17 protein-coding genes and 1 pseudogene are annotated in these 19,862 nt (G+C 55.2%); 9 read left to right on the top strand and 9 right to left on the bottom strand.

The annotated features are described in order from the left end of the window. A partial coding sequence (locus P8O11_RS13295; RefSeq protein WP_300294898.1) for an aconitase family protein occupies positions 1-1,293 on the bottom strand: 1,293 nt, incomplete at its 3' end. Positions 1,294-1,608: 315 nt separating this feature from the next. Here P8O11_RS13295 and P8O11_RS13290 point away from each other — a divergent pair. The 4 genes from P8O11_RS13290 (at position 1,609) to P8O11_RS13275 (ending at position 6,206) form a co-directional block, all read left to right on the top strand. Then, positions 1,609-4,401, top strand: a complete 2,793-nt coding sequence (locus tag P8O11_RS13290) for a bifunctional aconitate hydratase 2/2-methylisocitrate dehydratase (protein WP_300294897.1) — start codon at positions 1,609-1,611, stop codon at positions 4,399-4,401. Positions 4,402-4,509: 108 nt separating this feature from the next. Further along, complete coding sequence (gene rlmN / locus P8O11_RS13285) at positions 4,510-5,706, top strand: 23S rRNA (adenine(2503)-C(2))-methyltransferase RlmN (RefSeq protein ID WP_300294896.1); 1,197 nt, start codon at positions 4,510-4,512, stop codon at positions 5,704-5,706. 125 nt (positions 5,707-5,831) lie between these two features. After that, positions 5,832-6,011, top strand: a complete 180-nt coding sequence (locus tag P8O11_RS13280) for a hypothetical protein (RefSeq protein WP_089891014.1) — start codon at positions 5,832-5,834, stop codon at positions 6,009-6,011. Positions 6,012-6,014: 3 nt separating this feature from the next. Then, positions 6,015-6,206 carry a hypothetical protein gene (locus tag P8O11_RS13275; protein ID WP_273499281.1) on the top strand — a complete coding sequence of 64 codons (192 nt, stop codon included), beginning with the start codon at positions 6,015-6,017 and terminating at the stop codon, positions 6,204-6,206. On the opposite strand, the gene P8O11_RS13270 is transcribed toward P8O11_RS13275, so the two are convergent. Both P8O11_RS13270 and P8O11_RS13265 read right to left on the bottom strand, forming a co-directional pair. Beyond that, positions 6,203-7,666, bottom strand: coding sequence for an amidase (locus P8O11_RS13270; RefSeq protein WP_300294895.1), 1,464 nt, complete (start codon positions 7,664-7,666; stop codon positions 6,203-6,205). The genes P8O11_RS13275 and P8O11_RS13270 overlap by 4 nt on opposite strands. Before the next feature lie 119 nt (positions 7,667-7,785). Next, complete coding sequence (locus P8O11_RS13265) at positions 7,786-8,358, bottom strand: DUF882 domain-containing protein (protein WP_300294894.1); 573 nt, start codon at positions 8,356-8,358, stop codon at positions 7,786-7,788. A gap of 382 nt (positions 8,359-8,740) precedes the next feature. On the opposite strand from P8O11_RS13265, the gene P8O11_RS13260 reads away from it, so the two are divergent. Genes P8O11_RS13260 through P8O11_RS13245 form a run of 4 tightly spaced genes read left to right on the top strand, consistent with a single transcriptional unit; the run spans position 8,741 to position 12,933 of the window. Next, positions 8,741-10,297: a L,D-transpeptidase family protein gene (locus P8O11_RS13260; RefSeq protein ID WP_300294901.1), complete on the top strand. Its 1,557-nt coding sequence runs from the start codon at positions 8,741-8,743 to the stop codon at positions 10,295-10,297. Between the two features lie 39 nt (positions 10,298-10,336). Then, complete coding sequence (locus tag P8O11_RS13255) at positions 10,337-11,428, top strand: UDP-3-O-(3-hydroxymyristoyl)glucosamine N-acyltransferase (protein WP_300294893.1); 1,092 nt, start codon at positions 10,337-10,339, stop codon at positions 11,426-11,428. Positions 11,429-11,457: 29 nt separating this feature from the next. Next, positions 11,458-11,718, top strand: a complete 261-nt coding sequence (locus P8O11_RS13250) for an acyl carrier protein (protein WP_089891036.1) — start codon at positions 11,458-11,460, stop codon at positions 11,716-11,718. 6 nt (positions 11,719-11,724) lie between these two features. Beyond that, the gene (locus P8O11_RS13245) at positions 11,725-12,933 is read left to right on the top strand and encodes a beta-ketoacyl synthase (protein ID WP_300294892.1); all 1,209 of its coding nucleotides are present in this window, start codon (positions 11,725-11,727) and stop codon (positions 12,931-12,933) included. 77 nt (positions 12,934-13,010) lie between these two features. Here P8O11_RS13245 and P8O11_RS13240 read toward each other — a convergent pair whose 3' ends face one another. Further along, positions 13,011-13,661: an invasion associated locus B family protein gene (locus P8O11_RS13240; protein ID WP_300294891.1), complete on the bottom strand. Its 651-nt coding sequence runs from the start codon at positions 13,659-13,661 to the stop codon at positions 13,011-13,013. Between the two features lie 459 nt (positions 13,662-14,120). Between P8O11_RS13240 and P8O11_RS13235 the strand changes: the two are divergent. Continuing rightward, positions 14,121-15,658 (top strand): annotated as a pseudogene (locus P8O11_RS13235) (helicase HerA-like domain-containing protein). Here the strand turns inward: P8O11_RS13235 and P8O11_RS13230 are convergent. The 5 genes from P8O11_RS13230 to P8O11_RS13210 are packed head-to-tail and all read right to left on the bottom strand — an operon-like array spanning position 15,542 to position 19,860. Further along, positions 15,542-16,642: a Hint domain-containing protein gene (locus tag P8O11_RS13230; RefSeq protein WP_300294890.1), complete on the bottom strand. Its 1,101-nt coding sequence runs from the start codon at positions 16,640-16,642 to the stop codon at positions 15,542-15,544. The pseudogene P8O11_RS13235 and the gene P8O11_RS13230 overlap by 117 nt on opposite strands. A gap of 55 nt (positions 16,643-16,697) precedes the next feature. Beyond that, positions 16,698-17,216 carry a hypothetical protein gene (locus tag P8O11_RS13225; RefSeq protein ID WP_300294889.1) on the bottom strand — a complete coding sequence of 173 codons (519 nt, stop codon included), beginning with the start codon at positions 17,214-17,216 and terminating at the stop codon, positions 16,698-16,700. Beyond that, positions 17,213-18,517 carry a branched-chain amino acid ABC transporter permease gene (locus P8O11_RS13220; RefSeq protein ID WP_300294888.1) on the bottom strand — a complete coding sequence of 435 codons (1,305 nt, stop codon included), beginning with the start codon at positions 18,515-18,517 and terminating at the stop codon, positions 17,213-17,215. Before P8O11_RS13220 ends, P8O11_RS13225 begins: the two co-directional genes overlap by 4 nt. After that, the gene (locus P8O11_RS13215) at positions 18,514-19,524 is read right to left on the bottom strand and encodes a branched-chain amino acid ABC transporter permease (protein ID WP_089891057.1); all 1,011 of its coding nucleotides are present in this window, start codon (positions 19,522-19,524) and stop codon (positions 18,514-18,516) included. The genes P8O11_RS13220 and P8O11_RS13215 overlap by 4 nt, the downstream gene beginning before the upstream one ends. Next, positions 19,525-19,860: a hypothetical protein gene (locus P8O11_RS13210; protein WP_300294887.1), complete on the bottom strand. Its 336-nt coding sequence runs from the start codon at positions 19,858-19,860 to the stop codon at positions 19,525-19,527. Positions 19,861-19,862 lie beyond the last annotated feature (2 nt).

Here is a 19,862-nt window from a genome sequence, read left to right as displayed (position 1 = left end):
CGAGGCGATCACCACATCGCCGGAGCTGAGTGTGTAATCTTCGCCTTTGACGGGGATTTCCCTGTCCATAGGGCGTTTGAACGTTTCTTTCATCTCGCGGCGGAAGGCTGTTTTGGCTTCGGTGAGCGCCACGAGATCTTGCGGGCGTTTCGGACCAGAAATGGCGGGGACGACCTCACTCATGTCAAGGTGGAGCGTGTCTGTGTAGACGGGGGCATAATCTGCTCCGCGCCAGAAGCCGTTTTCCTTGGCGTAGCTTTCCACAAGATTGACACGGGTTTCATCGCGCCCTGTGCCACGCAGGTAGCGCAGGGTTTCGTCATCAATGGGGGAAAAGCCGCAGGTGGCGCCGTACTCAGGCGCCATGTTGGCGATTGTGGCGCGGTCCGCGAGCGGCAAGCGATCAAGCCCTTCGCAGTAAAACTCGACGAATTTGCCGACGACCCCTTTTTCACGCAGCATCGCGACGACTTTGAGCACAAGGTCTGTTGCGGTTGTGCCTTTGCTCATTTGGCCTGTGAGTTTGAAGCCGACGACCTCAGGGATGAGCATAGAGATCGGTTGGCCAAGCATAGCGGCCTCGATCCCGCCAACGCCCCAGCCAAGAACGGCGAGGCCGTTGACCATGGTGGTGTGGCTGTCGGTTCCCACGAGCGTATCAGGATAGGCGACTTCTGCGCCGTTTTGGTCTGTGTCGGTCCATACGGCTTGGGAGAGATACTCCAGATTGACCTGATGGCAGATGCCAGTTCCGGGGGGCACAACGCGAAAATTATTGAAGGCACTTTGGCCCCATTTGAGGAATTGGTAGCGCTCCATGTTGCGCTCGTATTCGCGGTCCACGTTCATCTGGAAGGCGCGCGGATTGCCGAATTCGTCAATCATCACGGAGTGATCAATCACGAGATCGACGGGGGCCAGTGGGTTGATCTGCTGAGCGTCACCGCCGAGCGCCTTGATGCCGTCGCGCATGGCCGCAAGATCAACCACTGCGGGGACACCTGTGAAATCTTGCATGAGGACGCGGGCTGGACGATAGGCTATTTCACGCGTGCTTTTGCCGCCATTTTGCACCCAGTCGCCAAAGGCTTTGATATCATCAAGCGTGACGGTCTTGACATCTTCAAAGCGCAACATGTTTTCGAGGACGACTTTCAGAGCGGCGGGCAGGCGGGAGAAAGCGCCCAAGCCCTGTGCCTCAGCCTCGTGTATCGAGTAGTATGCGAGGGATGTGCCCTTGACTGTGAGGGTCTTGCGGGCTCTTGCGCTGTCTTGGCCGACCGTGATGGGCATGGGAACCTCCAAAATTGTGACGCGGTGAACTGATGCTCGTGAAAGGCGCGGCGATGCGCGACGAGGTCTTCATTAAAAATGTAACGCTGATCTGAGAAAAAGGAAGGGGCGGGGCGCCAGAACCGTATCAAAGGGCTGTTATTCGCCTTTAATGGCGCGTGAAAACTCTCTAAATTGCCTTCAAATTATGCAGCAAACTCTTGCTCTTCTGACAGTATTGGTATACCGCCGCATACAAATAGCGCTTGTTGGGTTGGGAACTCTGTTTTCAAGCCTGCGAGTCCGTCCCGCCAAAATTTATCCACGAGGTTTAAGATGAGCTTGTACACTGACTACCTGACCGAGATTGAAGCGCGCAAAGAGCAAGGGCTGCACCCAAAGCCGATTGATGATGCGGCGCTTGTGAGCGAGCTGATTGCGCAGATTAAAGACACAGGCCATGCCGAGCGTGATAGCTCACTGAACTTTCTGATTTATAACACGCTGCCTGGCACAACGAGTGCGGCGGGCGTGAAGGCTGCCTTTCTGAAAGAGGTTATCCTTGGGCAGGTTGTGCTTGCAGAGATTACGCCGACTTTTGCATTTGAGCTGCTCTCCCACATGAAGGGTGGCCCTTCTATCGGAGTTTTGCTGGATATCGCACTTGGCGACGATGCGGCGCTCGCCACGCAGGCGGCAGATGTTTTGAAAACACAGGTCTTTCTCTATGAGGCCGACACCGCCCGTATTGAAGCAGCTTATAAGTCTGGGAATGCTGTCGCTGCGGACCTTCTGGAAAGCTACGCGAAAGCGGAGTTCTTCACCGAGCTGCCCGAAGTGCAAGAAGAGACCAAAGTGGTGACGTTCATCGCGGGCGAGGGTGATATCTCGACGGACCTGCTTTCACCGGGCAATCAGGCGCACTCGCGCGCGGACCGTGAGCTCCATGGCCAGTGCTTTATTTCAAAGGCGGCACAGGACGAGATCGAAGCGCTTAAAGCGGCGCACCCTGACAAGCAGGTCATGATCATTGCTGAAAAAGGTACGATGGGTGTTGGCTCCTCGCGTATGTCGGGCGTGAACAATGTCGCGCTTTGGGCGGGTAAGCCTGCGAGCCCCTATGTGCCTTTCGTGAACTATGCGCCGATTGTCGCGGGCACAAATGGTATCTCACCGATTTTCCTCACAACCGTTGGTGTGACGGGCGGCATTGGCCTTGATCTCAAAAACTGGGTCAAGAAAACGGGCCCTGACGGCAAGCCTATTTTGAACAACGATGGCGAGCCGATCCTTGAGCAAGTCTATTCTGTTGAGACTGGCACGGTCCTGACGATCAACAGCAAGACGAAAAAGCTCTATAATGATGCAGGCGACACAGAGCTTGTCTCACTTGAAAGCTCGTTTACGCCGCAAAAAATGGAATTCATGAGGGCGGGTGGCTCTTATGCGATTGTCTTTGGCAAAAAACTGCAAACCTTTGCTGCCGAAACGTTAGGCGTTGAGATGCCGCTTGTTTATGCGCCGTCAAAAGAGATTCACAACGAGGGCCAAGGCCTTACTGCTGTTGAAAAGATCTTCAACCGCAATGCTGTTGGTGTGAAAACAGACAAGCCGCTTCATGCGGGCTCTGATGTACGGGTGAAGGTGAATATCGTTGGATCTCAAGACACGACGGGCCTGATGACAAGCCAAGAGCTTGAAGCGATGGCGGCGACTGTTTTGTCTCCGTCCGTCGACGGTGCGTATCAGTCTGGTTGTCACACGGCCTCTGTTTGGGACTTGAAGGCGCAGGCGAACACGCCACGCTTGATGAAGTTTATGAACGACTTCGGCCTTGTTACGGCGCGCGATCCGAAAGATCAGTATCACGCGATGACAGACGTTATTCACAAGGTTCTCAATGATATCACTGTGGATGACCGCGCGATCATCATCGGCGGGGACAGCCACACGCGGATGTCCAAGGGCGTTGCCTTTGGAGCGGATTCGGGCACTGTGGCGCTGGCGCTGGCGACGGGTGAGGCGACTATGCCGATCCCTGAGTCTGTGAAAGTGACCTTCAAGGGCAAGATGCAGGACCATATGGACTTCCGCGATGTTGTGCACGCAACGCAGGCGCAGATGCTCCAGCAGCATGGCGACAACGTCTTCCAAGGCCGTATCATCGAGGTTCACATCGGCACGCTTCTGGCGGACCAGGCCTTTACCTTTACCGACTGGACAGCCGAGATGAAGGCGAAGGCTTCTATCTGTATCTCAAATGACGAGACGCTGGTGGAAAGCCTTGAGATTGCCAAGAGCCGCATCAAGATCATGATTGAAAAGGGTATGGAGCATGAAAACGGGATGCTTCAGAACCTTGTCGACATTGCGGACAAGCGTATTGCAGAAATCAAATCTGGTGAAGTCCCTGCGCTGACGCCTGACGACAACGCCAAGTATTTTGCGGAAGTTGTTGTCGATCTGAGTGTGATCGACGAGCCTATGATTGCAGACCCCGATGTAAACAACATCGATGTTTCAAAGCGCTACACGCATGATACGATCCGCCCGATCTCTTACTATAAGGCAGAGAAAAAGGTCGATCTCGGGTTTGTTGGCTCCTGCATGGTGCACAAGGGCGATATCAAGATTGTCGCTCAGATGCTGCGCAATCTGGAAGCGACGAATGGTAAGGTCGAGTTCAAGGCGCCGCTTGTTGTGGCGGCTCCGACTTACAATATCATCGACGAGCTGAAAGAAGAGGGCGACTGGGAAATCCTGCAGCGCTATTCTGACTTTGAGTTTGATGACTTTGCACCGAAGAGCAAAGCGCGCACCGAGTATGAGAACGTGCTCTATCTTGAGCGGCCAGGCTGTAACCTCTGCATGGGCAACCAAGAGAAGGCCGCCAAGGGCGACACCGTTCTGGCAACCTCGACACGCCTTTTCCAAGGCCGCGTTGTGGAAGACAGCAACGAGAAGAAGGGCGAGAGCCTTTTGGCGTCTACCCCTGTTGTGGTGCTTGCTGCCATTCTGGGCCGCACCCCGACGGTGGAAGAGTACAAAGCCGCTGTTGAAGGCATCGACCTTACGAAGTTTGCACCGCCCCAGCAGGTTCCGCTGGGGGCCAACTCGGCTCATTTCTAAAGACAGAACTCATTCAGCAAATAGCCCCTTCCTGCCAAACTGGCGGGGAGGGGTTTTGCTTTGGCGCGCGAATGCTATATGAGAGCCTAAGCCAAGCGGACAGGACCTATGACAAACGACACAACCATCACGCCAGACATGCTCACCGTACCGCGCAAAATACCTGAGTATGATGCGGGGCGGGTCAATATTGTTGGGCTTACGCGTGAGGCGCTCAAAGCCGAGCTTGCGCGTATTGGCACGCCTGAAAAGCAGCTCAAGATGCGCCTCAACCAAGTTTGGCAGTGGGTCTACCAATGGGGCAAGCGCGACTTTAACGTGATGACCAATCTCTCCAAAGCGTTTCGGGCCGAGCTTGAGGCGCATTTTGTGATTGAGGTGCCTGAAGTTGTCACGAAGCAAGTGTCCGATGATGGCACGCGCAAATACCTTGTCAAAATCGCGGGAGGCCATGAAGTCGAGGTGGTTTATATCCCTGAGACGAACCGTGGGACGCTGTGTATCAGCTCGCAAGTGGGCTGTACCCTGACTTGTACCTTCTGCCACACGGGCACACAGAAGCTCGTGCGCAATCTGACGGCGGGTGAAATCATCGGGCAGGTTATGGTTGCGCGGGACGATCTGGATGAATGGCCAGAGCCGGGTGCGAGTACGGCGAGCGCTCCGCCAAGACTGCTCTCCAACATCGTTCTGATGGGAATGGGCGAACCGCTTTATAACTTCAACAATGTGCGCGATGCGATGAAAATCGCTATGGACGGCGAGGGGATTGCTCTGTCGCGCCGTCGCATCACGCTTTCGACCTCCGGGGTTGTGCCTGAGATCGCCAAGACGGCGGAAGAGATAGGTTGTCTCTTGGCGGTGAGTTTTCATGCGACCACGGATGAGGTGCGCGATGTGCTAGTGCCGATCAACAAACGCTGGAACATCGAGACCTTGCTTCAAACGCTGCGCGAGTACCCCAAACTGTCCAATTCCGAGCGGATCACCTTTGAGTATGTGATGCTCAAAGGAGTGAACGACTCTGTGGAGGATGCGCGGCGTCTGGTGAAGTTGATCAAAGGCATTCCTGCGAAGATCAATCTCATTCCGTTTAACGAGTGGCCCGGCTCTGCCTATCAGCGCTCGGATCGCAAGCAGATCGAAGCCTTTGCAGAGATTGTTTACAAGGCGGGATATTCTTCTCCAATTCGTCGCCCGCGCGGTGAGGACATTATGGCGGCCTGTGGACAGCTTAAGTCTGCGACTGAGCGTGAACGCAAGTCTCGCCGCCAAATTGAGGCAGAAGCAGGGCTTGGCGGCTGATCTGCCTTAATATTACCTTCACATTCGTTAAAATTCCTCTTTTTGGCTAAACCTGCGCCACAGGCTCCTACAATGCTGATTTTGTAAACAGTGTGTTTTTACAAAAAAGGTAAAGGAGCAAGACAATGATGAATGATATCGAAACCATCCGTGATGTCGTGATGCGCGAGCGGAAAATGGCTGTGTCTGACCGTGAATGGAAGCACCGCCTGCGCGGATATGGCTATGCGATCCGTGATACTGACAAAGGCGCCTACGTTACATCTCTTTTGCGCGGAAATGATCTTTGCGCTTTGATGGGCTGAACCATGATACAGCGATGTGATCCTGTTGTGCTGAACCAGATCAAAGCGCTCGTGGCGCCGATCTTGTACAGCCCAGAAACGCTACAAACCCGTCAGAGGCGACTTGCGCGCCTCGGATATACTATCGCCGAGACAGGTGAGGGGGTTTACCTCGCCACATTGCCTCATGGCGTGCGCTTGATGGAGCTGCGTTAACGCGGCCAGATACCGCCTTTTGCAAGCAATTTGGCTTGCATCGGAGCCCAGTTGGCGGCGACTTCAAGTTCGGCTGCGAGGCTGACGAGCGCTGCGTCCTGACCTGCAGCCATGGCAAAATGAACGCCTATCGGCAGGTGATCGTCGCTCCAATAGAGAGGCAAAGACATACTTGGCTGTCCTGATGCGTTTGTGGCTGCCGTGAACGGCGAATAGTCAAAGACGCCGCCCTTATCGTTGCGATAGGCAACGAAATTCTCATTGTCAGGTTTCAGCCTGCCGATTTCGCAAGGCGGCTCTGCCAACGTGGTTGTGAGTAACACATCACAGGCGAGAAACTCTGCCGCCATACGCCGCCCGAAGGCGTGTATCTGATTTACGGCATTGAGGTAATCTGGGCCAGTTAGGGTATTGGCATAGGTGAGTGCGCCTCGTGTGACGCCTTCGAGCTGAGTTTGATCTACCTCTTCACCACGGGCCTTTGCTGCATTTTGGATCGCGAGGGCGGTCCCGCAAGCGACTGTAATCGTCCAGGCCGCCATCATCTGGGGCACATCGAGGCTTTTTGGTGGGATGTAAGCTTCAACATCATGCCCTAAACCTCTGAGAAGATGCGCTGTTTCTTGAACGGCTTTTAGGCACTCAGGGTGAATGTCGCGGCCGTCCAGAGTGGCTTCCACATAGCGGATTTTGAGTTTACGGGACGGAGTTTGGCGCGCGTCAGTAAAGCTTTGGGCCATATATGGAGCATGGTAAGGCGCTCCAAGATCGGGGCCTGTCACCGCGTCCATAAGCGTGCAGTTGTCACGCAGAGAGCGGGTGAGAAAGCCGTCGATGGCCATCCCCGCCCAGCCTTCGCCTGAGGCGGGGCCTGACGGAAAGCGTGCGCGCGTTGGTTTTATTCCGACAAGGCCGCAGGAGGCGGCAGGGATGCGGACAGAGCCGCCGCCATCAGAGCCATGCGCTGCGGGAACAATTCCAGCGGCGACTGCCGCGCCCGACCCGCCGGAAGAGCCGCCCGATGTGCGACCCAGATCCCAAGGGTTGCGTGTTGGTCCGCCATAGACTTGTGCTTCGGTGACGGGACCAACGCCCAGTTCGGGGGATGTGGTGCGCGCGAAGGGCACAACACCAGTGGCGGCAATGCGTGTGAACATGGAGGAATCGTAGGTCCACGTGTGGCCTTCGAAATACTTTGAACCATTATTTGTAGGGTAGGCGCGAGCCTCGCATTTGAGGTCTTTGAGCAGAAACGGCACACCTTTGAGGGGGCCGTCAGGCAAACCTTTTTCGATCGCGGCGCGTGCGGCACCCTCGGCGAGCATGGTAATGGCGTTGAGTGCCGGATTGAGCCGTGTGGTTTCGGCAAGGGCCATGTCCAGCAACTCATGGGCGGTGGTCTCGCCTTTTGCAACAAGCTCGGCGAGGCCAGTGGCGTCGTGACTGTGATAATCGGACATGGTGCGCTCCTTTATTTTAGCAAGGTTAGGAGCAAAGCGGAGCAGGGCGCAAAGAAAAACCCGCCTAAGGCGGGCCCATCTTGTCTTTCGTGCGGAGTTTTCGTCTTTAGCGGTGCAGTTTAGCCGCCCCAGGTGCGGACTGGCCCGCAATCCATATGGACAAAATTTGACCCCGAGTAGCGGCCAACGCCGCCAGCAGCGCAGGAGGCGGCCGCGCGGCCAATCTGGCTCACAGAGCGGGAACTGAGACGCAAATCGGCGGCCTGACCTTTGAGGTGCAAGGAGTTTTTGGCGACGCCGCTGGAGCGCGAGCGCAACATAGCGTTTGTTTTGGGGCTGCGGTAGCCAGAGAGCAGCATGTAGGGCTCACTCACATCCAGCAAATTAAGGGAGGCGGCCATGATATCGATGGTGCGCAAGTCCATGTTTTTCACATCACCCGTGCGCCAGTCACGCATGAAGTGGTTCACTTCCTGAACCGCGTCTTTGATGTAATCGCCTTCGACCCAATAAATCATGTCGATCTTTTCGCCTGTTCGCGCGGAGTACATCTTGATGCGGCGAATGTCGCCAGATCCACGCAGAAGACCTGCAGCTTTGGAGTATGTGGGGGCTGAAACGAGGGCTGTTGCGGCGAAAACGCCAAGCAATGCTCGTCTTGAGAAGCTCGTCGAGCTTGGTGTCTGTTTCATAGTCATAGCGCCGTCCCGTCGCTCTTACCTGTTTTCGCGGTGTTTCCCGCGTGTCCTGCCATCATCTCCCCAGATGTTCGCACCTTATGGCATATTTCGAATCATGGGCCAAGTTTAGTTTGCCCAATTTGTTGAATAGCCAGCGTTTTCGGCAGAAATTTGCTGAAAATCTGCGAAACTGCCCAAATTGGCCTTGTTCTGAGGCTTTGATGCAAATGTTCACCTTTCTGATGCGCTGATAATGCCATTGTGAGTGGACAGCGCGTATGACGTATATCAAAAGACTGTTGACGATATGTGTACAGTTATAAGAACGAGTGGGGGCTCTATGCAGATTTCTTTCAACCGAGTTCAGAACCTGATTGTGGTTTTTGTGATTGCCATGTTTGGTGCGGTAGCGCTTGCGGGCGCTGCTGAGGCGCAGGTGACAGCGTTCAAGCAGGCTGTTGCCGAAGCCGCAGCGCGGGACGCCGACATTGCGGCATTTTATAAAGCCAATGATTACAAGCCATTATGGACCGGGACCTTTGGAAAGGATACGCAGCGCCGAAAAGCATTGTTTCAGGCGATTGCCGAGGCGGACGTTCATGGTCTGCCAGGCAAGAGATATGATGCCGAAGGCCTGATGGCCAAGTTGAAGGCTGCCAACACTCCAAGGGCGCGCGGGCTTGTCGAAATCGAGATGAGCAAAACCTTTGTGGAGCTTGCGCAGAACATGCAGACAGGCGCACTTGTGCCCAGCAAAATTGATAGTGGGATTGTGCGCTCGATCCCGTACCGCGAGCGCAGCAGCTATCTGGCGAATTTTGCCAAATCAAACCCCAACAGCTTTTTCCGTGCTTTGCCGCCCAAGACGCCAGAGTATGCGCGATTGGTGAAAGCAAAGCTGCGTTTTGAGAAGTTGATTGCGTCGGGCGGCTTTGGAGAGACGGTGTCTGCGGCTTCGCTCAAACCTGGCCAATCGGGGAATGCAGTCATTGCGCTTCGAAATCGTTTGGGCGCGATGGGCTATCTTGGACGCTCAGTTTCGCCAAGCTATGACGCGGCGATGCAAAAGGCTGTACAAGAGTTTCAGCAAGACAACGGGCTTGTGGCAGATGGTGTTGCGGGTGCGGGCACTTTGAAAGAGATCAATACTTCGGCGGCTGATCGCCTGAAGTCTATTATCGTCGCGATGGAGCGCGAACGCTGGGTTAATCAGGAGCGCGGGCGTCGCCATGTTCTTGTGAACATCACCGATTTTTCAGCGCGGATCATCGACAATGGTAAAGTGACTTTTGAAACCCGTTCCGTTGTCGGGGCGAATGACAGTGAGCGCCGCACGCCCGAGTTTTCGGATGTCATGGAATACTTGGTCATCAACCCGACTTGGAATGTGCCACGCTCGATTGCCACCAAAGAGTATCTCCCGATGATGCAGCGCAATGCCAATGCGGTTGGGCATTTGCAGCTTTATGACAGCCGTGGGCGCAAAGTGGCGCGCAGCCAGATCAACTTTTCAAAGTATACCGAGCGCACTTTCCCTTACGCGATCAAGCAGCCGCCCTCCAAGCGCAATGCTCTCGGGCTGGTGAAGTTTATGTTCCCAAATAAATACAACATCTATTTGCATGATACGCCGGCAAAGAACCTTTTTAGCCGCGAAACACGGGCCTATAGCCACGGCTGTATCCGCCTCGGTGATCCGTTTGAATTTGCCTATGCTTTGCTGGCCAAGCAGAGCAATGATCCCAAAGGCGAGTTCCATCGGCATTTGAAAACAGGCGTTGAAACGGCTGTCCAGCTTGAGCAGCCCGTGCCTGTGCACTTGATTTACCGCACCGCCTTTACGGATGTGAAAGGTGGGACCCATTTCCGCCGCGACGTTTATGGCCGTGATGCGAAGATCTGGAACGCTTTGCAAAATGTAGGGGTGGTGCTTCGCGCGGTTCAGGGCTAATCAAAAGGCCCACAGCTGCGAATTGCTAGGAACGGGCCCATGACCTACACAATTGAAACCATTGCAAGATCGCTTGGAGCTCAGGCTTTTGGCGATCTTTCTCTTGAGATTGATGCTGTGGCTGAGCCGCAAGACGCTAGAACGCGTGACCTTGCTTTGGCGATGAAGCCAGCTTTTGCAGAGCGTTTGCCTGAGGGGCACGCTTTGGCAGCGGTGCTTTGGGAGGGTGCGGACTTTGAGACGCTCGGCCTGAAGGCGGCGATTGTACCTGCGCGGCCCCGCTATGCGCTTTCGGGACTGTCAAAGCAATTTGATCATGGTGAGAGCTTTCCCAAAGGCGTTCATCCTTCTGCCTTTGTGGATCCTGCAGCAGAGCTTGGCGCGGATGTGACTGTGGGGCCATTGGCGGTGGTGTCTGCAGGCGCACGCATTGGCGCTGGAAGTGTCGTTGGGCCACAGAGCTTCATTGGCGCCTGCGCGACCTTGGGAGAAGGTTGTTTTCTGCGCGAAGGTGTGCGGATCGGGGCGCGCACCACGCTTGGAGCGCGGGTTATTGTCCAGCCTGGCGCTGTGATCGGTGGTGATGGCTTTAGTTTTGTGACGCCTGAGCAGAGTGCTGTTGAGCGCACGCGCGCCTCACTTGGAGACCAAGGCGAGGGAGAAAGCCAACATTGGGAGCGGATCAACTCGCTGGGTGCAGTGCATATTGGTGATGATTGCGAGATCGGGGCAAACGCCTGTATTGACCGCGGCACAGTACGAGACACCAAAATCGGTGCGCGCACCAAACTCGATAACCTCGTACATATTGGGCATAATGTGGTGATTGGCACGGATTGTTTGATCTGTGGGCAGGTCGGCATGGCAGGCAGTTCGACCATTGGCAACAACTGCGTATTTGCAGGGCAAGTCGGGCTAAACGACAATATTTTTGTTGGCGACAATGTGATTGCAGGCGGCGCGACCAAGATATTCACCAATGTGCCTAAAGGGCGTGTTTTGCTCGGATATCCTGCTGTAAAAATGGAAACCCATGTCGAGAGTTACAAGGCGATCCGGCGTTTGCCACGGCTGTTTAAACAGGTGGCCGACTTGCAAAAAGCGGTTTTCAAAAACAGTGAGAACGACTAAACGGGCCTCAGGCAACCTTGGGGGGTGACATGAGTGTTCAGGACAAAGTGATCCGGATCATTGCAGAGCAAGCCGTGCTTGAGCCATCGGATGTCAGTGCGGATAGCACGCTGGAGAGCCTTGGTATTGACAGCCTCGGGCTGGTTGAAAGCATTTTTGCCATTGAAGAAGAATTCGATATTTCGATCCCGTTCAATGCCAACGAACCTGAAAAGTCAGAATTTGACATTACCAATGTGGCAAGCATCGTTGCGGGGATTGAAAAACTCGTCGCAGAGCAGCAGGGCTAAGCCGCGATGAAGCGCGTTGTCATCACGGGCGCTGGCACGATCAATGCGTTGGCTCATAATGTGCCTGACACACTCAAGGCGATGGCTGAGGGGCGCTGCGGCATTGGGCAACTTGTTATGCCGGATGTCGAGCGTCTTTCCGTGCAGATCGGCGCGCAGGTGCAGGGGTTTGAGCCCGAGAAACTATTCAACCGTCAGCAACTCTCGCTGTTTGACAGGTTCACGCAGTTTACACTTATTGCCGCGCGGGAGGCGATCGCGCAGTCTGGTCTTTCGTTTTCAGGTGAGCTTGCTGCGCGGTCTGGCGTTATCTTGGGCAATTCGGGCGGTGGAATGACCACACTCGATGAGAATTACCGGTCGGTCTATGAAGAGGGCAAGAACCGTGTGCATCCCTTTGTTGTGCCAAAGTTGATGAACAATGCCGCCGCGAGCCACGTCAGCATGGAGTTCAACCTCAAGGGGCCGAGCTTTACCGTTGCGAGCGCTTGCGCAAGTTCAAACCATGCGATGGCACAGGCGTTTCAGATGGTTCATGGCGGGCTTGCGCCAGTGATGGTGACCGGCGGTTCTGAATCTATGCTGTGCTTTGGTGGTGTGAAAGCCTGGGAAGGGTTGCGTGTGATGTCCAAAGACGCTTGCCGCCCGTTTAGTGCCAACCGCAACGGGATGGTGCAGGGCGAGGGCGCAGGGATATTTGTCTTTGAGGAATACGAGCACGCGCGCGCGCGTGGCGCGGACATCCTTGCCGAAGTGGCCGGGTTTGCGATGAGCTCTGATGCGGCAGATATTGTTATGCCCTCCAAACAGGGAGCCGCTCGAGCTATTTCGGGAGCGTTGCGTGATGCGAAGCTTAACCGTGAGGAGGTGGGCTATATCAACGCGCACGGCACGGGCACGGCCGCCAACGACAAGACCGAATGTGCGGCTGTGGCAGACGCGTTTGGCGCGCATGCGGACAAGCTGATGATATCCTCGACGAAATCCATGCATGGCCACCTGATTGGCGGGACAGGCGCTGTGGAGCTTTTGGCGTGTATCATGGCGCTGCGAGATGGGATCATTGCACCCACGATTGGCTACGAAGAGGCCGATCCTGAATGTGCACTTGATATTGTGCCCAATGAGGCCCGCGAGGCCAAGGTGAGCGCTGCCTTGTCTAACGCATTCGCTTTTGGTGGCTTGAACGCTGTGATTGCGCTGCGCAAAGTTTGATTTCTCTACCGCAACGAAAAAAGCCGCCTGCGGTGCGCAAGCGGCTCTTGACGATTTGATGGTCTATACACGCGTGCTTATTTGGCTGTGAGCGCATCAAAGCCTGCGGTGAACCCTGCAAGCGACATATCGAGCGCAACGACCTCATCTGGCGCAGGCGCAGGACGCAGAAGAACTTTTGCTTTAGCGCCTTTTTTCATGGCCGCGATGTCTTGTGATGTGAAACCAACGCGCGCAAAGCAGCCGATCGGACTACAGAAGCTGTAAGGGTAGCGACGGGCTTTGCCGTTGTCGATTTGGATGGTGAGCTGTGCGGAAAGCAAGGTTTCCAGTGGCACAAGGATATTGGCACCAGCGACGGCCTTGCCACCGTCGGCGAGTGGGAAAATCGTGACTTCGGCAACATTTGTACCATTCACGTCTTGAAGGACCTGGAACAGCTGGCAAGGCTCGTTGGGGTTGTCTTCGCCCGCGGGCAGTGCAGGGTCGCGCAGGCACTGGACCTTCCAGTCGCCTGACTCTGACTTAATGTAGGCTTCTGGTATGGCTTCTTCGCCAAGGCTCAGAGCTTCGGGGGCAGGTTCAACGGGTGTTTCAGTCGCTTCGACGGCATCTGTGGTTGCTTCGGATGTTGCGGCCGGGGTCTCTTCCGTTGCTGTTTGAGCTGAGAGGCTGAGTGGTGCTGCGAGAAGCGCTAGAATGAGCGCAGTGCGCGTTGTGTTGAACATTAGACTTTCCACCTGTTATTATAACGTTAGCAGCCACTTATCACGCAGGTGCGGCGCTGTCAGTGGCAAAACGGTCCGAGGCCAAAGGCTATGAGCACTTTTCTGCGCAAGTGGTTACAGCGCTGAAATGAACTGATTGGGTCTATGGCGTTTGACGGTCAAAAGAAAAAGGAGCCAGTTGGCCCCTTTTCCCAATAGTCTCTCCCCGTCGGACTTGGCCGACTTAATATGGTGCAGATGCTATGTCACTTGGTCGCAGGCGTCAATAGACCATTGTAACTAGACATAAAAAAGGGCCGCACCCAAGAGCGCGGCCGAGTCTGACAGGGAGGAAGCCAACTTCGCACCAAGAGGACATGAGGCGCGAAGCATGCTTGATACTGCGGGCAAAACATTAAAATACTGTATGCAAGGCGTGCGGAATCAAACGCACAGGTGATTTTAAACGGGAGACGGCTTTTGACAGATGGTATTTTTATGGGTGGCGGCGGCGCTGACTATGCGGACGCGCAGGTTCTGGGGCTAAAATATGCCAACCGTCATGGGCTGATCGCAGGGGCGACGGGCACGGGGAAAACGGTCACTCTGCAAATTATGGCTGAGAGTTTTTCCAATGCGGGCGTGCCTGTCTTCATGGCGGATGTGAAAGGCGATCTTTCCGGGCTGGCAAAGGCTGGCAGTGAGAGCGCCAAGTTGCATGGGGCCTTTACGAGCCGTGCCGAGAAAATCGGCTATTAAAATTACATCTATGACAGCTTTCCTGTGACATTCTGGGATTTGTTTGGCGAGCAGGGCCATCCGATACGGACCACTGTTGCTGAGATGGGCCCTTTGCTTTTGTCGCGGCTTTTGGAGCTGACCGAGGCGCAAGAAGGGGTTGTCAACATAGCCTTTCGTGTGGCCGATGAGGAAGGTATGCCACTTCTGGACCTGAAAGACTTTCAAGCGCTTTTGGTCTGGGTCGGCGAGAACAAAGACAGCCTGAGCCTGCGCTATGGCAATGTCTCTGTTTCTTCAATCGGCGCGATCCAGCGTCGCTTGCTCGTTCTTGAAAATCAAGGGGGCGCGAAGCTTTTTGGCGAACCTGTCCTAGCGCTTACGGATATTATGGCTGTGGATAGCGACGGGCGCGGGCGCATCAATGTGTTGGCTGCCGATACGCTGATGTCCTCACCACGCCTTTATTCAACATTCTTGCTCTGGTTGCTGAGCGAGCTGTTTGAGGAGCTTCCAAAAGTTGGAAACCCAGACAAACCCAAGCTCGTGTTTTTCTTTGATAAAGCTCATTTACTGTTTGAGGGGGCTCCCAAAGTTCTGGTCGATAAGGTCGAACAGGTTGCGCGGCTTATTCGCTCTAAAGGGGTAGGGGTCTATTTCATCACTCAAAATCCTGATGATGTCCCGAGGATATTCTGGGACAGCTTGGCAACCGAGTTCAGCATGCTTTGCGTGCCTTTACAGCTCGCGATTAAAAAGCACTCAGGTTGGCCGTGGAAACCTACCGCAAGAACCCTCGCTTTGACATTGAAACAGCCATCCGAGAAGTCGGGGTGGGCGAGGCTGTAACTTCGTTTTTGGAGGAGAAAGGCGTACCGGGCATAGCCGAACGCACGCTGATCCGACCGCCCAGTTCACAGCTCGGGCCCATCACGGCCGCTGAGCGTGCCGAGGTCGTGGCGCTGTCGCATATTGCAGGGAAATATGAGGCTGTTTTAGACCGCTGCTCGGCCTTTGAAATCTTGACGGAGCGTGCAGATAAAGCCGCTGCAGAAGCGGAGGCCGCCGAACGAGCCGAAGCAGCGGCAGAAGAGCAGGAGCGTGAGTTCAAGGCGGCTCGGCGCTATGAAGGCACTGGCGTAAGCCGCTCATCCTCGCGCAGCTCAAAAGGCGACAGTTTTGGCGAAGCTCTCACCAAGCAGGTTGTGCGTGAGCTCAAAGGGACCACAGGGCGCCGCATCATTCGCGGTATATTGGGCGGGCTTTTCAAAGGCCGCTAGCCGTCTGCGCGCAGCAGCAACTGTGAGACACGGAAGGGCGGGAGGACCATTGAGTGTGCCGCCCTTATCAACGCTTTCAAACAAGCTGTAGAGCCTTTGGAGGTCGGCTTTGCGCAAGAGCTTTAGCACCTGTGGCCCGAGCAAGAGGCTCTCGCTCTCAACGCCATTGGCCAGTACCACTATATGGGCAGCGCATGCGAAGTGATGCCATGTTATCTCGCGGCTGCCGCGCATCTCGCGAATGACCTTGAGGGCTGTGAGGGCCTTGGCAGGGGCAAAAGTGCTTCCGTCCAGTACGATGCGGTGTTGGGGGGATACGATAAGATTGGCGAAGGGCCTGTTTGGGCCGAGTGCACCGCGAGAAATCAGCACAGGGTGACCTGTGCCATCCAGCGCTTGTGTGCCGCGCCAGACCCAGAGGATCGGGTGCGCTTCTCCGCTTGCGTCAAGCAGGTAATCACCCTCTTGAAGAGCCTCGACGGCGCGCCAGCCTTGAGGTGTCAGGAGAAGCATGCCTGTAGCATAGCAGGCAGGGATGCTGCCTTGGTTGACGCTTGTTTGTTCATAATATGTCAGCCCGCCACCGTCACTTTGGAGCGAGTTTCCTTCCGTGGCGGTGAAGCCCACCTCGGTGCTTGTGAGCCCGTTTGCTGGGTCTTGGACGGCAGTCACTGTATTGCCCGCCCATGATATGAACTGGATCACCCCGCTGCCATCAAAAAGCGCGATTGCATCATCGGCATAGAACATGCCCATCGGGTCGCCTGTGCTGAAACCCGGGGTGGAGCTGTTGATCAGGTAGATGTCGTGGCCATTCATCGTCGCCACCGATGTGCCAAGCGGGAAGCCGTTGTATATCGTGCCGTCGAATTGGTAGAGAATGATCGAATATGAGGAAACATCTGTTCCAGTTGGAACAGCTACCTCAATGAATTCGGTGGATGATGTTCCGAAATAGCTGAATTCTGAAATATAGGCTGGCATGGCTCACCGCAGTTAAGTGTGGGGCCATCTTCGCAATGTAGGGTAAATATGAGGTTTATGTGTTTACTTCGTCTTCAAGTACGCTCTTGGTGCGGCTTTGGTGCTCCATACTCAGCACCCGGATCGGCACCGACATGAGCGCGACAAAGCCCGCAGCCAATACGGCCGAGCTGGCAAAGCCTATGCCTGCGAAGATCTGCAAGGAGTAGCGTGAAGAGAACGGCTGAAACAGAATATCGAAATAGCTGAGCCCTTCTGCTGTGCCAAAGCTGGCGTAGACCACGCCGGCCTCTGCCAAAACGGCAAGGCATCCAACGCCGAGACAAAAACTGCCTGCAAAGACGATCCGCTCTCGCCCGTCCATCCGCCGCTTAAGCACCGCAAATACTGCGCGGCCGAGCTGAGTGGAAAAGAACAAAGGGCTTACCGCGGCGAGGCGCATCCAGAGCGAGGGGTACCAATTTACCTCACCCTTGGGCATGTACAGCCAAAGCGCAACGAGCGCTGCGCAGACGACGCCAAAGTAAACGATGCCCTTGAGAGCAGGACGGACAAGAGGATGTATTTGGCTCATTTTTCGGGGATCAGGCCACGCGGACTAAAGCGCAGAACACAGAGCAAGATGATGCCCATGGTAAGTAAGCGCATGTGTGCCGCTGAATCCAGAAGATGCGCTTTGAGGGCGCTGCCTTCGGCCATGCCCGAGGTGATCAGTGTGAGGAAGGCCAGCCCCATTGGCTCAACTTGAACCCAGAAGAACCAGATCACAAAGCCACCCAGCACAGCGCCGAGGTTGTTGCCTGAGCCGCCGACGATCACCATAAGCCAGACAAGGAAGGTAAAGCGCAGTGGCTGATAGGACGTTGGCGTGAGTTGGCCATCAAGCGTGGTGATCATTGCGCCAGCGATGCCGCAAATGGCGGAGCCGAGAACAAAGATCTGCAAATGCCGCGCGGTGACGTTTTTGCCCATCGCCTCTGAAGAGACTTCGTTATCGCGGATCGCGCGCATCATTCGGCCCCATGGGCTCTTGAGCGCGGCTTGGGCCATGATGAAGATGACAATCAGCACAACGGCGAAAAGGCCTGCATAGAGCAACTTCACCCAGAGCGTTGAAGCGGTCACAGGATCAAAACCGTAAGCGTTGGCTTTAGCAACGAATTCCGCTGAGTTCTGTAGATCAATTTCATATGGGACAGGACGGGGAAGTCCGATCACGTTTTTGACGCCCCGCGCCATCCAGTCTTCGTTCTTCATGACTGCGATAATGATCTCGGCAATCCCCAGCGTTGCAATGGCGAGGTAATCAGAGCGCAGGCCGAGGGCCGTTTTGCCAATGATCCAAGCCGCACCTGCTGCAAGAACGCCGCCGATAGGCCACGCAAGCAGAACGGGCAGGCCAAGCCCGCCGATGTTTCCTGCATTTGCGGGGTTTATTGCCTCAACGGCCTCGACACCCCCATCAAAGACTGCGCGGAAGGCAAAGAAGCCGATGATCAGCACCGCCAGCATTGCGAGCGTGCGGTTGCGTCCGCTCTGCATGCGTTTGAACACAAGGATAGTCGAGACGATGCTCATGATCCCAAGCGCAAGGCCTGATACGATGCGGATCCCGCCTGCGCTCCATGCGCCTTCGACAGGAGGCATCGAGACAAGCACTGTGGCCAAACCGCCGAGCGCAACAAATCCCATGATCCCGACATTGAAAAGGCCAGCAAAGCCCCACTGAAGATTGACCCCAAGAGCCATGATGGCTGAGATCAGCCCCATGTTGAGAATAAAGAGCGCAGAGTTCCAAGACTGGAGGATGCCTGTGCCAATGATCAAAAGCGCGACAAGCGCAAAATAGATGCTGTTGCGGAGTGCATCGCTCATACCGACTGCCCCTTGAATAGACCTGTGGGTTTGAAGATGAGCACGATCAACAGGATCACGAAGCTCACCGCGAATTTGTAATCTGTGGAGAGAAGTTGAACCAGCCCGTCAGGTTCCAAACGCTCGGGCATCGCGTACACCAGTACTTTTTTCCAAGCATATGTTACCGTGACTTCAGAAAAGGCTATCACAAAACCGCCCGCAATTGCGCCCAGTGGGTTGCCGAGACCACCGACGATGGCCGCGGCAAAGATCGGCAGCAAGAGTTGGAAATAAACGAAAGGTTTGAATGTCTTATCAAGGCCATAGAGCACGCCTGCGATCGTTGCGAGCGTGGCCACGATGATCCATGTCACCATGACGACGCGCTCTGGGTTGATCCCTGACAGGAGTGCGAGATCTTCGTTGTCAGAATAGGCGCGCATAGATTTGCCAGTGCGGGTGCGGTTTAGGAACCAGAACAGTGCAGCGACGACCACGACCGCTGTCACAAGGGTGATACCTTGCGTCGTGCGTATCGCGAGGCCTTCTTGCAGGCCCGTCATTTCCTTGAAGGAGCGTACCGAAACGATAAAGCGCTCGCCATCAGCAAAACGTTGGTCATCGGGACCAATGATGAAGCGGGTGAGGCCATTCATGATGAACATCACGCCCATCGAGACGATCACAAGGATCACCGGTTTTGCTTTTTGTTGGCGGTAAAACTTATAAACCACACGGTCCGTAAAGAGCAGTAGCCCAATACAACCAAGGATGCCGAAGGGCAGGGCGAGGAGGGCTGTTGGCAGTGGCCCAAAACTGATCCCCATCGACTGGAACCACCATGTGAAGAGCACGGTTACCATGGCGCCGAAGGCCATTGTGTCACCATGGGCGAAATTGGAAAACCGAAGGATACCGTAGATTAGCGTGACCCCGAGCGCGCCAAGTGCGAGCTGTGCGCCATAGGCTGTCGCAGGGATCAGAACGAAGTTGGCCAGAGCCACGAATGCGTTCAAAAGGTCCATTTAGAAGGCTCCTTCACAAGTGCCAAGATACTGGATCGCTTGTGGTCCAGCGTTGAGATGTCCGCTAAGGCGCGCAGCCTCGGGCGTGATCGACAGGAGATACTCCGTGCCTTTTGCGGCGGCAAAGAGTGTGATGAGGGCGGGTTCTGATTTCATTGCGACGATGATCCAGTCGCCCGCTTCCGTTGAGACGCTCTGGTTTTCAAGCTGAACTTCCAGCTCGAAAGCAGATGGCGCACAGGCTTGTTCTTCGTAGCATTTGGTCTGAAAAATGCAGACAAAAGCCGCCGAAGGGCTGGGCAAAGTGAGCGCTGCGAGGAAGATGGCGAAGCGCATTA

Origin of the sequence: Lentibacter sp. (assembly GCF_029254145.1) — a bacterium.
In the GTDB taxonomy this organism is placed as follows: domain Bacteria; phylum Pseudomonadota; class Alphaproteobacteria; order Rhodobacterales; family Rhodobacteraceae; genus Lentibacter.
Note: the sequence above shows the minus strand (reverse complement) of the source record. Positions and strands in the feature narration are given on the sequence as shown.